This is a genomic window from Ferrovibrio sp., from assembly GCF_025869515.1.
GTDB lineage: Bacteria > Pseudomonadota > Alphaproteobacteria > Ferrovibrionales > Ferrovibrionaceae > Ferrovibrio.
On the sequence record NZ_JAOZVR010000042.1, the window covers coordinates 1 to 15,652 of the forward strand.

General features: G+C 64.7%; 13 protein-coding genes. 3 read left to right on the forward strand and 10 right to left on the reverse strand.

Annotation, left to right across the window (positions count from 1 at the left end; translation table 11 throughout):
* Positions 1–973, forward strand: a 973-nt coding sequence (locus OJJ21_RS05990) for a tripartite tricarboxylate transporter substrate binding protein (RefSeq protein ID WP_366092483.1), incomplete at its 5' end; no start/stop codon positions are given.
* A 10-nt stretch (positions 974–983) separates the two neighbouring features.
* On the opposite strand, the gene OJJ21_RS05995 is transcribed toward OJJ21_RS05990, so the two are convergent.
* Genes OJJ21_RS05995 through OJJ21_RS06015 form a run of 5 tightly spaced genes read right to left on the reverse strand, consistent with a single transcriptional unit; the run spans position 984 to position 7,608 of the window.
* Entirely contained in the window at positions 984–2,012 is a 1,029-nt protein-coding gene (locus OJJ21_RS05995) for a hypothetical protein (protein WP_297684145.1), read from the reverse strand.
* 55 nt (positions 2,013–2,067) lie between these two features.
* Entirely contained in the window at positions 2,068–3,522 is a 1,455-nt protein-coding gene (locus OJJ21_RS06000) for an amidohydrolase family protein (protein WP_297684147.1), read from the reverse strand.
* Positions 3,519–4,430: an NAD(P)-dependent oxidoreductase gene (locus OJJ21_RS06005; RefSeq protein WP_297684149.1), complete on the reverse strand. Its 912-nt coding sequence runs from the start codon at positions 4,428–4,430 to the stop codon at positions 3,519–3,521. Before OJJ21_RS06005 ends, OJJ21_RS06000 begins: the two co-directional genes overlap by 4 nt.
* A gap of 16 nt (positions 4,431–4,446) precedes the next feature.
* Positions 4,447–5,340: a ferric reductase-like transmembrane domain-containing protein gene (locus OJJ21_RS06010; protein ID WP_297684151.1), complete on the reverse strand. Its 894-nt coding sequence runs from the start codon at positions 5,338–5,340 to the stop codon at positions 4,447–4,449.
* 15 nt (positions 5,341–5,355) lie between these two features.
* Positions 5,356–7,608 (reverse strand): PAS domain-containing sensor histidine kinase, encoded by a 2,253-nt coding sequence (locus OJJ21_RS06015; RefSeq protein WP_297684153.1) that lies wholly within the window; start codon positions 7,606–7,608, stop codon positions 5,356–5,358.
* Between the two features lie 186 nt (positions 7,609–7,794).
* Between OJJ21_RS06015 and OJJ21_RS06020 the strand changes: the two genes are divergently transcribed.
* Entirely contained in the window at positions 7,795–9,132 is a 1,338-nt protein-coding gene (locus OJJ21_RS06020) for a flagellar hook-basal body complex protein (protein WP_297684156.1), read from the forward strand.
* A 17-nt stretch (positions 9,133–9,149) separates the two neighbouring features.
* Here OJJ21_RS06020 and OJJ21_RS06025 read toward each other — a convergent pair whose 3' ends face one another.
* The gene (locus tag OJJ21_RS06025) at positions 9,150–9,524 is read right to left on the reverse strand and encodes a hypothetical protein (RefSeq protein WP_297684158.1); all 375 of its coding nucleotides are present in this window, start codon (positions 9,522–9,524) and stop codon (positions 9,150–9,152) included.
* A 218-nt stretch (positions 9,525–9,742) separates the two neighbouring features.
* Here OJJ21_RS06025 and OJJ21_RS06030 point away from each other — a divergent pair, with 218 nt between their 5' ends.
* Positions 9,743–10,189, forward strand: coding sequence for a CBS domain-containing protein (locus OJJ21_RS06030; RefSeq protein ID WP_297684160.1), 447 nt, complete (start codon positions 9,743–9,745; stop codon positions 10,187–10,189).
* Positions 10,190–10,244: 55 nt separating this feature from the next.
* Here the strand turns inward: OJJ21_RS06030 and OJJ21_RS06035 are convergent, their stop codons facing one another.
* From OJJ21_RS06035 to gatB, 4 genes are all read right to left on the reverse strand, one after another.
* Positions 10,245–11,717, reverse strand: a complete 1,473-nt coding sequence (locus OJJ21_RS06035) for a hypothetical protein (protein WP_297684162.1) — start codon at positions 11,715–11,717, stop codon at positions 10,245–10,247.
* 168 nt (positions 11,718–11,885) lie between these two features.
* Positions 11,886–13,328, reverse strand: coding sequence for a hypothetical protein (locus tag OJJ21_RS06040; RefSeq protein WP_297684163.1), 1,443 nt, complete (start codon positions 13,326–13,328; stop codon positions 11,886–11,888).
* Between the two features lie 133 nt (positions 13,329–13,461).
* A complete protein-coding gene (locus OJJ21_RS06045; protein WP_297684165.1) occupies positions 13,462–14,058 on the reverse strand; it encodes a DUF6655 family protein in 597 nt (198 codons plus the stop codon).
* A gap of 132 nt (positions 14,059–14,190) precedes the next feature.
* Complete coding sequence (gene gatB / locus OJJ21_RS06050; RefSeq protein WP_297684167.1) at positions 14,191–15,651, reverse strand: Asp-tRNA(Asn)/Glu-tRNA(Gln) amidotransferase subunit GatB; 1,461 nt, start codon at positions 15,649–15,651, stop codon at positions 14,191–14,193.
* Position 15,652 lies beyond the last annotated feature (1 nt).

The following is a 15,652-nucleotide window of genomic DNA, read 5'->3' on the forward strand; positions in this document are numbered from 1 at the left end:
CCTCGCCACCCTGCCTGGGCTGCCGCTGCCCGGTCTGCCGCTGGTCGGCACGCGCAGCGCCCGTGCCGCCGCCTGGCCCGACAAGACCGTGCGCATCGTGGTGCCCTACCCGGCCGGCGGTTCGACCGACGTGTTGAGCCGCATCATCGCCGAGGAGCTGAAGACCAAGTTCGGCCAGCCCTTCCTGATCGACAACCGCGCCGGCGCCGGCGGCAATATCGGCATCGATGCGGTGGCCAAGAGCGCGCCGGATGGCTACACCATCGGCGCCGCCACCATCGGGCATTTCTCGATCAACCAGTATCTCTATTCGAAGATGAGCTGGGATGCCGACAAGGACCTGCTGCCGGTCTCGATGACCTGGGAGCTGCCCAATGTCGCCGTGGTGCCGGCCGATCACGTGCCGGCCAAGACGCTGAAGGAATTCATCGCCTGGGCCAAGGCGCGGCCGACCGGCATTTCCTACGGCAGCCCGGGCATCGGCACCACGCCGCACCTGTCGGGCGTGCTGTTCTGCCAGCGCGCCGGCGTGAAGGGCGAGCATGTGCCGTTCCGCGGCGCGGCGCAGACGATTCCGGCGATGCTGTCGGGCGATGTGCATATCGCGGTCGACAACCTCGCTTCCTACATCCCCTTCATCACCTCGGGCAAACTGCGCGCGCTCGCCGTCACCTCGGCCGATCGCTGGCCCAGCATGCCCGACATCCCGACCATGGCGCAGGCCGGCATGGAGGATTTCGTCGTCACCTCCTGGGCCGCCTTCGTGCTGCCGGCCGGCACGCCGAAGGAGATCGTCGCCACGCTGTCGCAGGCTTTGCAGGAGATTTCAAAGAAACCCGAGATCCAGCAGAAATTCCTCACCACCGGGGCGCGCAGCCTGGGCTCGACGCCCGAGGTGGTGACGGCGCGCAGCCACAAGGAGCGGCCGATGTGGAAAAGCGTGATCGAAAGCTCGGGGGCCAGACAGGATTAGGCTGGCAGGATTAAGGGACAGGTCCGTCAAGCCAGGCGATCACCGGGCAGTTGACCACGATGCCGGTCGGCTGCAGCGGGCCGAGCTGTTTCGCGCTGGAGAGTGTGTAGACCTCCGCCTGGTGGCGCTGCTGCGCGCCGGGCGGACCGGACCATGCCACCTTGGTAACGCTCCACAGCGGCGAATAACCGCTGGCGGTGCGCCCCATCGGAAAAGCGGTCAGGATGTTGTGCGGGCTGCCGAGTTGCGCCGCGTTGGCCAGCGTGGCATCGGCCGCGGCCCGGCCATGGCGCAGGAACTGCTGCAGGCCCTGACTCGCATCACCCTCGGCCGGACCGTTGACCACCGCCAGCAGGGCGATATCGGCCTCGCCCTCGTTCAGACGCGGCACATGGATGGCGCGCTCCAGCGCGGCAACGCCGGCATCGCTGGCCTCGGTGCTGATATAGACGACGCGGCGGCCTTCGGCGAAGCCGTGACTGAGCAACAGCGTCACGGTCCCCTTCGCGGTGTCGAGCGCCAGTACGCGGTCGGCGATGTCGCTGTGGCCGGTGAGATCGAACGGGCCGTCGCCGGTGGCGACGATCGGCGCATTGAGGATCGCCGTCTGCCCGGCAATGCGCACCAGCGGCGTATAGGCCGGCGGCGCCGTGCCGCCGGGCATGGCCGCCTGCGGCGGATAGCCGGTCGGGCTCGCAACCACCTGCCGCGTGGCACCGAAATCCGGCGCGGCGGCAAAGCGCAGGATATCGCCGTCGAGACTCGCGGCCTGCACATGCCCGGCGCGGACCAGCAGCGGCGCATGCACCACGCCGCGCGCCTGCGCATCGGCGGCCTCGGAGGAATCCGTCACGATGTACCAGACCCTGCGCCCGTCGGCCTCGCCGCGGAACAGCGGCAGCGTCACGGTATTGGCGGCGGCATCGACGCTGAGCGCCGCGCGCAGCACGATATGCTCGCGCGGCAGCTCGGCGGCGAACACTGGCGTGTCGAGCACTGGCATGGCGAGCAGAAGCAACGGCAGGATCAGGCGCAGCATGATGACATTCTGGCATGCCGCGCCGGTCCGGCGGGCAACATTTGCGTGAACGGCCCTAGGCTTTGTTGCGGGTGATCAGCCGGCCGTTGGCGGCACCGGTGACCCCTTGGCCGCCAATGTAGGACGACACGCCGTTGACCCAGACCTCGGTGATGCCCCGGGCCGGCTGGATCGGCGCCGTGAAGGTGGCGGTGTCGATCACCGTCTCGGGATCGAACAGCACCAGATCGGCATAGGCGCCCGGCCTGATGGCGCCACGGTCGACCATGCCGAAGACCTTCGCGGTCAGGCCGGTCATCTTGTGCACCGCCTGCTCCAGGCTGAGCAGCCTGAGATCGCGGCTGTAATGGCCGAGCACGCGCGGGAAGGTGCCCCACAGGCGCGGATGCGGCATGTCGTTGCTGGGCAGGCCGTCGGAGCCGATCATGCTGCGCGGATGCGCGATGATGCGCTGCACGTCGGCCTCGTCCATCATGAAATAGATCGCCGCCGCCGGCAGCAGCCGATGCGCCGCCGTGACCTGGTCGACGCCCCATTCCTTCGCGATATCGGCCAGCATGCGGCCTTTCATGTCCGGATAGGGTTCCGACGAACTGATCTGCACCGCCATGTCGTCACGCAGGCGATCCGGCAGCAGCGCGGTGGAACTGGCCGCATAGGGATAGACGTCGAAATCGACGGTCTGCGCCTGCGCCGCCCGGTCGATCAGCGCCAGCGTCTCGGTGGAGCGGCCGAAGTTTTCCGGGTTGGTGCATTTGTGGTGACTGATGACCACGGCGGAGCCGCTGTCGCGGCCGATCTTCAGCGTCTCCTCGATGCTGTCGATCACGCCGTCGGCCTCGTCGCGCATATGCGTGACATACAGGCCACCACGCGAACGCAGGCCTTCGGCCACCGCGATCACTTCACTGGTGGGCGCATGGCGGCTGGGCGGATACCACAGGCCGCTGGACAGGCCCGACGCGCCCTGGTCAAGCGAGTCCGTCAGGCGCTGCTGCATCTGCGCCGCTTCTTTGTCGGTGGCGGCGCGCTGCACGTCATGATCCATCGCCACCACGCGCAGCGACATATGGCCGACCAGCGCGTAAGCGTTGGTGGCCGGCGGCGTCCGGCGCAGCTGCTCGGCATAGTCGGCGAATGTCGGGAAGGCCCAGGCGCTTTCGGTGCCGACCAGATCGAGCGGCGGCGGCGGCCGCTTTTTCATGGTGGCCGGTGCCAGGCTGATGCCGCAATTGCCGATCACCACGCTGGTGACGCCCTGGCTCAGCTTGCAATGCATGCAGTCCGCACCGTGCAGCACGGCGCCATCGTCATGGGTATGGGCATCGATGAAGCCCGGCGCCACCGCCAGGCCTTTGGCGTCGATCTCGCGGTCGGCCGAGCTGCCGCCAAGATCGCCGACCGCCACGATGCGGTCGGCGCTGACGCCGACATCGCCGGTGAAAGAGTCCGCGCCGCTGCCGTCGAGGATACGGGCATTGCGGATGGCAAGGTCGTAGCGTTTGGTCATTGCGCGATCCGCCGGGTGTGATTGAGTGCCGCCTCGATCAGGTTCTCGCTGGCTTCCGGCGTGCGGAAAGCCGAATGCGCCGACAGCGTGACGTTGTCGAGTTTGGTCAGCGGGTGATCCTTGGGCAGCGGCTCGATATCGAAGACATCCAGCCCGGCATGGCCGATCTGGCCGGATTTGAGCGCGGCGATCATGGCGGCTTCATCGACAACCGCGCCGCGCGCCGTGTTCACCAGGATGGCGCCGGGTCGCATTTTCGCAATGCGTTCGGCGGAGAGAAATCCGCGGGTTTCGTCGTTGAGCAGCAGATGCACCGAGACGACATGGCTCAGTTTCAGCAGCTGGTCGAGCTCGACAAAGGTGACGCCGTCCGGCGCGTCTTTCTTCGAGCGGTTCCATGCCAGCACCTTCATGCCGGCACCAAGGCAGAGCCGCGCCATCTCGGCGGCGATGCCGCCATAGCCGACCAGACCGACCGTCTTGCCGGTGAGCTGCACGCCATCCATGCGCAGCCAGTTGCCTGCGCGCATGCCGCGATCCATGCAGGCAAAACCCTTGGCCGAGGCCCACATCAGGGCGAAGGCGCATTCCGCCACGGCGGTATCGCCATAGCCCTTGATCAGGTGTACCTCGATGCCGAGGCCGGCGAGTTCCTCGACATTCATATAGCTGCGCGCGCCGGTGCCAAGGAACACGACATGTTTCAGCCCCTTGCACTGCTTCGCCACATCGGTCGGCAGGTAGGTGTGATCGACCCATGCTATTTCGGCATCGCCCAATACCGTCGGCAGATCGGCGGGCTTCACATCGGGCTGGCGATTGACGGTAACAGAAGGATCGGCGGGCTTATGCAGGTGCTCGGCCAGATCGCCGAGCGTGGAATTGGCATCGACAAAGACAGCACGCACGGCAAGCTCTCACGGGTTATGAACGACGGGCCCGTATTGTGGCGAGTCCGGCTGCCAGTGTCACCCCTGTTGCGGCCAGCAGCACCCATATTCCCGGCCGCACGCCCATCTCGACATTCAGATTGGCTTCAAGCACGCGCGGAACCACTGCCGCACCAATTTTCCAGCTGAAATAGGCCGCCTCGCCCGCCACGGTCAGAAGCGCGGCGCCGAGGCCGAGCAATGCCAGCGCCCAGACCGGCAGCGTCGCGCCCTGCGGCCTCTGCCAGCGCCACAGCCGGTAACCGAACAGCCAGGCGAGAAAGCCGATGATCAGCAGCGGCTGGAAAATATCCGCCTTCACCTGCAGGAAGTAGTGCCAGGCACCAAGTGCGGCAGCCGGAAACACCAGGCGATGCAGCAGCTGCCAGCGGCGACCGCCGAGACGGCGCAGCATGCCGTCGGTGGATGTGGCCAGCAGCAGCAGCAGGGCGGTCAGGGCACACAGACCAATGATCAGATAATTCGCCTTGATGATCTCGGTCACGATCTTGTCGAGATCGAAGGCCTGGTTGGCGGTGTAGAGAATGAAATGCGTCACCAGGTACGATCCGGCGGCCACGCCGATCATGCGGCGCACCAGCGCCAGCCGGCCGTGCCGCAGAATCTGGCGCAGCGGAGTGACGAAAAGAGAGACCAGCAGCAGGCGGATTCCCCAGGTGCCGGTCTGCAAGATCAGTTCGGTCAGCGGGCGCGGACCGAGGTCGTGCTGGGCGGTGCGCCACAGCAGCCAAAGCGCCGGCAGGAGCAGAAGGACGAGGATGGCGGCCTTGAATGGCGAGAAGCGGCCGGCTGCCCCTTCCTGCCAGGGCCAGCCGCGCTTCCAGGCCGGAACGGGCCGCTTCTGTGGGACACGCGCTGTGACGTTCATGGCTGCCGATATAGCTCAGGATGCGGCGGTCTGCGGAAAACTTATCGTGAAGCGCGTTCCCTCACCGACCCGGCTGGAGACCGCAATCGTGCCGCCGAGAACCTGACTGACCAGATTGTAAACGATATGCAGGCCGAGGCCGGTGCCGCCGGTGCCGCGCTTGGTGGTGAAAAACGGGTCGAAGACGCGCGGCAGATCATCGGCCGCGACGCCTTTGCCGTCATCGCGGAATTCGATCACGATGCGGCCTTCGCGCGGCTGGCTCACGGCGATGTGAATCGTGCCAGGCTCGGTGCGGCCATCATAGGCATGCTGCAGTGTATTCATCAGCAGATTGGTAATGATCTGCCCCAGCGCACCCGGCCGGTTACGGATGGTGAGATTGACCGGGCAGTCGATTTCAACCCGGTGCGGCGTGCGCCGCAGCGCCGGCGCCAGGCTGAGCATGATTTCCTGCAGATAGTCGCCCAGGGCGAAGTCGCGGATTTCGTCGGTGGTCTGGTCGGCCGAGACCTGCTTGAAGGCCTGGATCAGTCTGGCTGCACGCGTCAGGTTGCCCTGCATGATGCGGGTGGCCTCGGTCGCGGTCTCCAGGAAATCCTCCAGGTCGGTCCGCTTGAGCTGGCCGTCCTTGAATTTGCGGGTGAGCTGCTCGACCTCTTCGGACAAATGCGAGGCGGCCGAAACACCGATCCCGAGTGGGGTCGAGATTTCATGGCTCATGCCAGCCACCAGCGAACCGAGCGAGGCCATCTTCTCGGCCAGGATCAGGTTGGCCTGGGCGCCGCGCAGATCGGCCAGGGCACGTTCGGCATCTTCCTTGGCCCGGCGCAGCTCGTCTTCCATGCGACGACGCGCGGTGATGTTGGTGCGCACCACCACCAGATCGCCGGACGGCGTTACGCGTTCATGCACCAGGAACCACTCGCCGGCGCTGGTGCGGATTTCGATCATGCGCTCCGGGATATTCCGGCGCGCGGAGGAGACGGGGCCGGCGGTGCTGCCGGTTTCGCGTTCGTCGCGGCTGAAAACGCCGCGTTCGTAGCCGCGCGCCAGCAATTCATCGAAGGACTTGCCGATCGCCTGTTCGGCGGTCAGGCCATACAGGGCCGCGAAGCGGCTGGAGCAAATCGCGATACGATCCTGCGAATCATAGATCGCGAAACCGTCGCCGGCCACCTCGACGGCATGGCGCAGGCGCCGGTTCAGCGCGTAGCGTTCGGTGGCATCGAAAATGGTGACCGCCACCGAGCGGTCGGGCAGCCGATTGAGGGTGAATTCCAGAATCTTTCCGGTGCCGGCATGGCGGGCAGCCGCGATGGTGCCGGCACCGCGCAACAGGCGATCGATGTGATAGCGCACATCGCTCAGTTCCATATCGCCAAAGTCGCGCCGCTGCAGCAGGAAGCGCATCAGCGTTTCATGCGTATCACCGGACTGGAGCGCCCCTGCCGGCAGCGCCAGCAATTCGGCGGCGCGCCGGTTGATGCTGTGAATCTCACCACCGGGATGAAACAGGATGACGCCGACCTGCAGGGCATCCAGAGCCCAGGCCTGGTATTCGTTGCGGCGGCGCCCTTCCTGTCGCGCCAGCGTAAGTGCATCGGTGACCCGGCGCGCTTCCTCCCGGGCCAGGAAATTGCGGCGCCGTTCCAGCTTGAACTGCCGCATGCCAATCATGCCGAGTCCGTTGCCGATCAGCAGGAACAGCACCACGCTGACGATGGTGTAGCTTTCGATCGGCAGCCAGAGCAACACGATGATCGCGGTGCCGATGCTCAGATAGATCGCATTGGCGAGCACGGCCTGGGCCGGACAGGGCACCAGCAGGAAGAAGACCAGCAGATAGCCGAAGGCCAGCGTTCCGGCATTCAGCGCCGGCGGTGCGCCGATCAGCCAGGTCATGAAGGTGAGCGTGGTCAGGCTGGCCATGCCGACACCAGCGACGATATCGAGCATCGCGATGGCGGCGGCCCGCCGGACCAGGACCTGGAAAACCACGCCGGTAAGCAGGCCGATGCAGCGCACGGCGGCATCAAGCCAGAAGGTGACCCCCGGACCCAGCAGCAAATACTGGCGGATGATCAGGAGGAAGAAGACGGTTGTAGCGGCGATGCCGCAGGCCTGCAGGAGGGTGCGGACCGGCTCCAGGCGCTGCTGGCGGTACATCTGCTCAACCCGCCGATCACGGAACTCACCGGTCCACAGGAACAGGCGATTGTCGTCAGCAGTCTGCAGCAAAGATGATGGCGGCGGTTGCAGCATCATTTGTCCCCGGCACATTATGACCCCCGGACCCGCCCGGGGAAAGCCGGAGGGCAAAATTTGCCGGGTATATGCGGCCTGCCGAAGCAGTTTTTCGTATTTATTTCAGAAACATAGTGACAGAACCCGGTTGGCACGGGGCTTGCTGATAAAAGGCCAAGACGATTCCACGGACCCAGGAGTCCAGTCATGACCTTTTTCGGCGCCCTCGGCACCGCTGTGCAGGGCATCAACGCCCAGGCGACGGCGATCGGGCATATTTCCGACAACGTCGCCAATGCGACGACCATCGGCTACAAGCAGGTCAACACGATCTTCGCCGACCTGGTGACCAACAAGGTTCTCGGCGACAGCAAGGATATCGACTCCAACCGCCATATGGGCGTGGGCGCCAGCGCCGATTTCGGCAACCGCCGCCAGGGCACCATCAACCGCGATTCCAGCACCACATCCATCGCGATCAGCGGCAACGGCTATTTCCCCGTCTCCAAGGCCACCGGCATCAATTCTGCAACCGGCCAGCCAAGCGGCTTCGACGACACCACCTACTACACCCGGCTGGGCGATTTCCGCGCCGAGAATTCGAATCGGCTGGTGAACTCGGCAGGCTTTTACCTGCAGGGCGTCGCCCTCGCCCCCGGCCAGACCGCGGCGGCGGCCGGGGCCGTTCCCACCGATTTCGTCATCGATACCACAGACATCGACCCCGTCCCCACCAGCCAGGTGTTTTCTCAGATCAATCTGCCGGCCAGCGCCCTGCCCGGAAAGCAGATCACCACGGGCATCGGCGTGGTTGACGCCAATAGCGAAGAACAGAATTTCCAGGTGGTCTGGACCAAGACCGCCACCGATACCTGGGACATCACCATCAATACCAGCCTGGCCACGCCAAGTTCGTTCGGTCCGGTGACGGCCACCTTCACCAACGGCACGCTCACCACACTCACTTCCGCCGACACCAATGTCGCCGTCACAGCCGCCGGCCAGGCGACATTGAGTGTGAGCGTGGATTATGGCGCCGGCGCACAGGCCATCGTTCTGGATATCGGCGCCTTCGGCGGCACCTTCGATGTCACCGCCAACAGCGGCACGACACAATATGCCGGCGAGGATCGCGAAGCCTCCAATATCAGCCTGTCGCAGAACGGCCTGCTCGGCGGCGAATTCCAGTATGTCTCCTTCGAGGAAGACGGGCAGATCATCTACAATTACACCAACGGTCGCAATCGCACCGGCGGGCAGGTGATGCTGGCCAACTTCGCCGAACCCGACCAGCTCGATCGCCTGGATGGCACCACCTTCATCGCCAACAGCATTTCCGGCGATGTGTTTTTCGGGCAGCCCAGGGATCCGAACAGCGATACGGGTGTTGGCAACCTCGTCCCCGGCTCGCTCGAACAATCCACAGTCGACGTGGCCGACCAGATGACCAAGCTGATCGTGGCCCAGCAGGCCTATTCGATGAACGGACAGGTGATCTCAGCGGCAGATTCCATGCTGTCGCGCCTGATCGACATGAAGCGCTGAGGCCCGGACATCCGGGCTCATTCGATCATGCAGCGTGTCTGCCTGCCCTGGATGGAATAACGGCAGGTGAGATCCCGCGCCCCCGGCTGCGTGATCTTGAAGCTATCTCCTTCGATGCGGCGAACGGCATAGCCGTTGGAAAACTGCAGCCAGCCGAAACTGTCGAAATAAGCCGTCACGCCGTTGGAGAAGACCAGTTCGCGGCGCCGGTTTTTTTTCACCGTCACCCTGGCGCCGAATTCCAGCGTGCCGTCTTCGAATTCCTTGATCACCAGGTCGTTGCTGCACAGGGCCTGCTTCGGGTCGTCGGTCAGCCGGCAGCCGAAGGCCGGCCCCTGGCTGGGTGGCATGCTGATCAGCACGGCAAAGATGGTGGCTTCCATCAGGTTCATGCGCATTCCCCGGCTTGCAGCCCGATTCCCGGATGCGAGTCTACCATAGCGCGAAACGCACCGGAGCCGTCCGGCACAGGCGCCTGGCCTGTGGCCGGCCTGTGACCCTTCCCCGGCCGTATCACGGCTCAGGTTGCGCGGCCCGCGACCAATCCATACCTGTTTCGGGGACCCTGAACTGTGGCCCGGAAAATCCATCTTGACAGGAGGATTCCATCATGCGTGTGAGTGAAGCCATGAGCCGCGAGGTACGGATCGCCTCGCCGGACCAGAGCATCGCCGAAGCGGCCCGGATCATGGCCGAAATCGATGCCGGCAGCCTGCCGGTCGGCGAGGATGACCGGCTGGTCGGCATGATCACCGACCGCGATATCGCCATCCGTGGCGTGGCCAAACATTGCAAACCGGACACCAGTATCCGCGAAGTGATGACACCGGACGTCAAATACTGCTTCGAAGACGAAGACCTGGCGCATGTGGCCAGGAACATGGGCAATGTGCAGGTGCGCCGGCTGCCGGTGCTGAACCGGCAGAAGCGCCTGGTCGGAATCGTGTCGCTGGGCGATGTGGCCGGCGAGGCACAGCCGCGCCATGCCGGCGAAGCCCTGAAGAAGGTGTCGGAACCGGGCGGCCTGCACGGCCAGAGCCTGGCCGGCATCCGCTGAAACCTGATCCTGCTCTGAGTGACGGAGCAGGCCGGATCGCGCGGACGGATGACATTCAGGCGGCGAAATACGCCTTGATGCGCTGCTGCGTCGGTACATCGGCGCAGATGTAGCGGGCGGCGACCAGTCCGTCACCAAGGCGCAGCACTTCCGCCTCGGCGGTGAAGTCGAGGCTGATCAGGCTGCTGCGGATTTCGACAGCGACGGACAGCTTGCTGCCGACCGTCAGCTTGCCGGTCAGCGTCGTCGCGCAGGGGCCGAATAAAAGGCCGACCGGGCTCCAGTTTTTCAGCGGCATGCGCAGGCCGCGGACGATCACGGCATCCTTGGGCCCGCCGACGCCGCGCTGGTTGCTGCGCGCGCCGGCAGGCTTCACCACCCCTGCCAGCTGGGTGCGAAACTGCTCCAGCAGGCGGCTTTTACGCGGCTCGGGGATATCCACTTCCGCCATCGCACCGGAAATCGCCGCGGCCAGCGTGCCGAATTCCTCCCGGCCAGTCTGCGGGCCGACAAACTGAGTCCTGAAATCGCGATGGTCGATGTAATGGGTCAGGATGCCCTGCAGCTCGAAGCGGGCGTTGCCATCCTCAATTTCGCGGTACAGCCGCAGCAGGAACAGCAGCTTGCGGCCGAGTTCGGTTTCGCGCGCCAGGATCGGATTGAGCAGCTCCGGACTGGCGAAACGGGTGAAGCGGCGCATCAGGCTGCCGGCAATATCGCCATCGCCGGCAAACATCATCAGCTCCTGCAGCTTCTGCTTCAGCTCCAGCACGGCCTGCCATTCAGCATGCGGCTCGCTGTGATACAGCGCCGTCGTGCCGTTCAGCATCTCGATCAGCCGGGCGCGGATGGCATCGCTGCTGCGCGGCAGAGCCTGCGTCGCGAACAGGCTGCGCAGGCGGCGCAGGACGCTGTGGCTGTCGGCTGGCATCTCGCCGCCCGCCAGGCCGAGGCAAAGCGCGATCATGTGGCGGCGGTTCGCCTTCTCGCCGAACAGCACCGGCGCCGCCGGCGGCAGCCGCAGGATTTCCGCCAGCGTCTGGTCGGCCATGCCGTGGCTTTCGCCGTCGGCGGCGGTGCTTTCCAGCATCTCGAGGCAGAGTTTCGCGCGGCTGTCCCAGGCGGTCTCCCGCGCCAGCAGGCGGGCGAAGGCGATGCCGCCGCGCACCCAGCCATCCAGATCGCTGCCGCTGAAGGTGCCCTGCTGCGCGGCCTCACTGACGCTGGCGAACGCCGGCTGGGCCGCCGCCAGGGTGGCGACCCGCTGCATGGCCGCTTCGGCCATGGCGGTGAGTTCCTTCATCCGCTCGCTGACCGGCCGCTTGGTATGCTGGCCCTGCAGCAGCGCGATGCGCTGCAGGATTTCCTGGAAACGCGCGCCGTCATTCAGCAGCACCTGATGCTGCGCGGGGTCGAAGACCAGCTCCGTGGTGGTGATGGCCTGCCGCTCAAGATAGCTGCGCGCGACCTGAAAGATCAGCTCGCGGGCAGGATCGGCAAAAGTGTCGGCAGCGGTTTCGCAGAACATGGATTTGCGCGGAAATTCGGGGAAAGCCGTGCTGGCTTAACCCGTGCCCCGGCACAGCGCAACCCTCTGTGGTGCGCAACCTCGAAATGCTACCCCTGCCTGCTTTTGGTGACCATATTCACCAGCGGTCCGCGCCTGCTGCGGGCCGCCCGGCTCGGCAATCTCCAGCTACTTGCCGAAATAACTGCGGATACGCTGCTCGATCTCGGTGTTGTTGCAATAGTAGCGGGCCGCGATCAGCCCGTCGGAAACGCGGATGACATCGGCTGAGGCCTCGAACTGCACGTCGATGGCCTGGTTGCTCACCTCGATCGAGAGATCGAGCGTATCGCCCGGCTTGAAATCGCCCTGGGCCGGACCGAACAAGAGTCCGAGCGAACTCCAGTTGCGCAATGCCAGGCGCTGGCCGGCGACATGCACGGCATCGTTAGGGCCGCCGATCACGCGCGGATCGCGACGACGCTCGGCCAGCTTCTTGATCTCCATATACTGCTTGAGGATGCTGCCACGGAAACGGTCGCGCCGGTGTTCGGGCAATTCTGGATTCTGCAGCGCCTCCTGCACCGTTTGCGCCAAGGCAAACATATCCTCGATAGAGGTGCCGGCCTCGGCAAACTGGCTGCTGAAATCGCGATGCTCGAGATAGAAGGTCAGGGTCGCCAGCAGGTCGCGCCGCGCCTGTCCGTCCTGCACTTCCGGATAGAGCTGGGCGAGGTAAAGGACCTTCCTGCCGAAGGCCGGAATAGCGGCGAGCGCGAGATTGAGCTGTTCGGCCTGGGCCAGGCGCAGGAAACGCTTGGCCAGCGCCTGCTGCAGGATGGGATCCTCGGCCAGTCCCGGCAGAGTGGCGATACGCTGTTTCACCGCCAGCAGGCAGTTCCATTCGGCCAGCCCGCCTTCTTCGACCAGGTTGCCGGGCAGATCGAGCGTATCCGACAAGCGGTCGCAAAGTGCATCCCGTATCTCGCCTCCGGCCTCCGGCTGCTGCAGGCGGCCGCGGATACGCTGCTGCACCGGGTCCGGCGCGGCGGCGTCACCGTCGACCATGGCGAGACAGGCATCGATCACACTTTGCGGCGTCCCGGCGAAACCGAAAGCGGCGCCGGCGGGTTCCAGCCGCAGCAATTCGGCCAGGGTCTGTTCCAGCAGCAGGGCGATCTCGCCCTCGGCGCCGCTGTCGAGCAGATCGAGGCACAGGGCGATACGTTCCGGCCAACCGGGACATTCCGACAGTTTGGCGGCAATGATGATGGCGGTGCGGATCAGGCCGCGGTCCGGCGTGTCGCGGCAGAGCTGGCTGAGCGCACTGCCGGTCAGCACGAAATCCGACGGCGTCTGGCGGGTCATGCCGTCGATCAGGCGCATCGCCTGGTTCACCATGCCGGTGAGTTCGCGCCGCCGGTCCAGTACCGGCTGGCGGGTCTGCTGCGACTGCAGGGCGGCGGTGCGCTGGATCGTATCGGCCATACGATTGCCGTCATTGGTCAGGGCGCGCTGGCGGCCGCGACTGAACAACAGTTCGGTCGCGGTGATGCCTTCTTCGGCCAGATAGGGCCGCATGAGGCGGAAGATCAGTTCCCGGGCCGGCCCGTTGAACAGATCGGTATCCACGAGACAAAAAGTATCCTGGTCGCGCATGCTGAGACCTTTCCCGATCCAGACATGACACGGTCCCGCGGCGCGGTAATGTTGAAACTTGATTACGTTATGGCCCGTTTACCGGGTTTTGCAGGCGCCGCCACCTTCAGTCGCCAACCCATTCCTTCTTGTCTTCGTCGGGCATCAGATCGGTGGTGCTCCAGGAGAAAAAGATCAGGAAGGTCCAGTCGCGCCGGCTGGAGAAGGCGTAAACCGGATCGAGCGATTGCACCATCAGCCCGGTCTTCGGGTCGTAGGTCGTTGCCGCCAGCTTGACCACGCCCTGCTGGTAGCTGCGCTTGAAGATCGCGATCTCCGGCACCTCTATCCCCACCAGCGGCACCGGTATGGCCGGCAACCCGAACAGCGTCCGGTCGCGATCCACCGACAGCGCGCCGACCCGCGGCTCGATGGTCAGCTCGGCCTTGCCCTTGTCGTCGGTCAGATCGCCGCCCTTGCGCATGACCCGGTCGCGGATGGCGCTGATCAGGTATTTGCTGTCGGTGCCCTCGACGAAGCTGCCGTCGACGAAAACCTTTGTTCCCGGCTGCAGGCTGAAGGTCAGCTTGTCGGCCGCCCGGTCGGCTGCAGTGGAAAACAGGAGCTGTTCGGTGGCTGAGCGCGGCGGATCGGTTTCACGGCGGGAGGTGCAGGCGGACAGCACAAGCAGCAGCACTGCCGAAAGAAGGACGGGCCGGATCATGGGGATTCCTCGTATGGGGGCGTACCACAACGAAGCAAAACGCAAATAATCCCGCGAAACTGCCAGAAAAAAGACCGGGGTCAAACCACCCCGGTCTTGCTCAGCTTTCAACTCACAGCTTGGTCACGGCTTTCAGCCGGCAAGCTTCTTCTTCAGCAGTTCGTTCACCGCATTCGGATTGGCCTTGCCGCCCGAAGCCTTCATGGTCTGGCCGACGAAGAAGCCGAACAGCTTGTCCTTGCCGGAACGATACTCGGCCACCTTGTCCGGGTTGGCCGCCATCACCTCGTCGATCACCTTCTCGATGGCGCCGGTATCGGTGACCTGGCGCATGCCCTTCTCTTCCACGATGGTGGCAGCATCCTTGCCGGTTTCGACCATCAGGGCGAAGACATCCTTGGCCAGGCGGGTCGAGATCGTATTGTCAGCGATCAGGTCGATCAGGCCGCCGAGCTTTTCGGCGGTGATAACAAAATCCTCCATCGACTGGCCCGACTTGTTGAGCAGACCGAAATAGTCGCCGATCACCCAGTTGGCTGCCAGCTTGCCGTCGCGGCCCTTGGCCACCTTCTCGTAGAAGTCGGCCGACTCCTTCTCGGCCACCAGCACGGAGGCATCATAGGGGCTCAGGCCGAGCTTCTCGATGAAGCGCGCCTTCTTCTCGTCGGGCAGCTCGGGCAGCGTCGCCTTGATGCCATCCACCCAGCTCTGCTCGAATTCCAGCGGCATCAGGTCGGGGTCGGGGAAGTAGCGGTAGTCATGCGCCTCTTCCTTCGACCGCATGCTGCGGGTCACGCCCTTGCCGGTATCGAACAGGCGGGTTTCCTGGTCGATCTTGCCGCCGTCTTCCAGCACTTCGATCTGGCGGCGGGCTTCGTATTCGATGGCCTGCTGCACGAAGCGCACGGAATTGACATTCTTGATCTCGCAGCGCGTGCCCAGCGGGCCGCCCGGCTTGCGCACCGACACGTTGACGTCGGCGCGCATCGAGCCTTCGTCCATGTTGCCGTCGCAGGTGCCGAGATAGCGCACGATGGTGCGCAGCTTCTTCAGATACAGCCCCGCCTCTTCCGAGTTGCGCATGTCAGGCTCGGAGACAATCTCCATCAGCGCGACGCCGGAGCGGTTGAGATCGATAAAGCTCTCGCGCGGGCTCTGGTCATGCAGGCTCTTGCCGGCATCCTGTTCCAGATGCAGGCGCGTGATGCCGATCTCGCGGGTCGAGCCGTCCGGCATGTCGAGCAGCAGCACGCCCTTGCCGACGATGGGCTGCAGATACTGGCTGATCTGGTAGCCCTGCGGCAAATCGGCGTAGAAATAGTTCTTGCGGTCGAATACCGAATGCAGGTTGATCTGGGCTTTCAGCCCAAGGCCGGTACGCACCGCCTGCTCGACGCAATAGGCATTGATCACCGGCAGCATGCCCGGCATCGCCGCATCGACGAGGCTGACCTGATGATTCGGCTCGGCGCCAAAGGTGGTGTCGGCACCGGAGAACAGCTTGGATTTCGACGAGACCTGGGCATGCACTTCCATGCCGATCACGATCTCCCACGCACCCGTGGCGCCCTGGATATAATCCTTCTCGGCCATC

Coding starts and splice junctions, on each gene's coding strand:
- OJJ21_RS06000 (WP_297684147.1), bottom strand. CDS start 3,522: ATGACCAAACGCTACGACCTTGCCATCCGCAATGCCCGTATCCTCGAC.
- OJJ21_RS06020 (WP_297684156.1), top strand. CDS start 7,795: ATGACCTTTTTCGGCGCCCTCGGCACCGCTGTGCAGGGCATCAACGCC.
- OJJ21_RS05995 (WP_297684145.1), bottom strand. CDS start 2,012: ATGCTGCGCCTGATCCTGCCGTTGCTTCTGCTCGCCATGCCAGTGCTC.
- gatB (WP_297684167.1), bottom strand. CDS start 15,651: ATGGCCGAGAAGGATTATATCCAGGGCGCCACGGGTGCGTGGGAGATC.
- OJJ21_RS06015 (WP_297684153.1), bottom strand. CDS start 7,608: ATGATGCTGCAACCGCCGCCATCATCTTTGCTGCAGACTGCTGACGAC.
- OJJ21_RS06045 (WP_297684165.1), bottom strand. CDS start 14,058: ATGATCCGGCCCGTCCTTCTTTCGGCAGTGCTGCTGCTTGTGCTGTCC.
- OJJ21_RS06030 (WP_297684160.1), top strand. CDS start 9,743: ATGCGTGTGAGTGAAGCCATGAGCCGCGAGGTACGGATCGCCTCGCCG.
- OJJ21_RS06025 (WP_297684158.1), bottom strand. CDS start 9,524: ATGAACCTGATGGAAGCCACCATCTTTGCCGTGCTGATCAGCATGCCA.
- OJJ21_RS06010 (WP_297684151.1), bottom strand. CDS start 5,340: ATGAACGTCACAGCGCGTGTCCCACAGAAGCGGCCCGTTCCGGCCTGG.
- OJJ21_RS06035 (WP_297684162.1), bottom strand. CDS start 11,717: ATGTTCTGCGAAACCGCTGCCGACACTTTTGCCGATCCTGCCCGCGAG.